This window comes from Thalassobacterium maritimum, assembly GCF_031127805.1.
Taxonomy (GTDB): domain Bacteria; phylum Verrucomicrobiota; class Verrucomicrobiia; order Opitutales; family Coraliomargaritaceae; genus Thalassobacterium; species Thalassobacterium maritimum.
This window is the reverse complement of sequence record NZ_JARXHW010000275.1, coordinates 1-367: the sequence shown is the minus strand read 5'-3', so window position 1 is coordinate 367 and position 367 is coordinate 1. Positions and strand designations below refer to the sequence as shown.

Annotated in this window: 1 pseudogene; it reads left to right on the top strand. The window is 57.8% G+C overall.

From position 1 onward, the window contains the following. Window positions 1-189: 189 nt before the first annotated feature. Window positions 190-367 (top strand): annotated as a pseudogene (locus QEH52_RS20320) (hypothetical protein); the annotation flags it as partial.

Genomic DNA, 367 nt, shown 5'->3' with positions numbered 1-367 from the left:
CAAGCGCGTGCGTTGGAAGCACTACGTGAGCGTCTCGATGGGGATGGCCCTGTCGTGCGCTTGATTAAGCGCTACTTGAAAGCGGGCTACATCGAACTCGGAAGCTATCACGCAACAGTTGAGGGGATGCCGCAAGCTTACAGTCCCGCCAGCGGGGAGCGAGCGAAGTGAGTCGGGGGTGGCCCGCTTTCACCTCTACTTTCAAACCTGGTGCTCGATACACTGGACAAAGAGCTGGAGGCGAGGGGACATCGTTTCGTCCGTTATGCGGGCGACTTCGTCGTCCTGCTCAAAAGCGAACGTGCCGCACATCGTGTCTTCGCTAGCCTCTGTGAGTTCGTCGAGAACAAACTGGGGCTAGAGATCA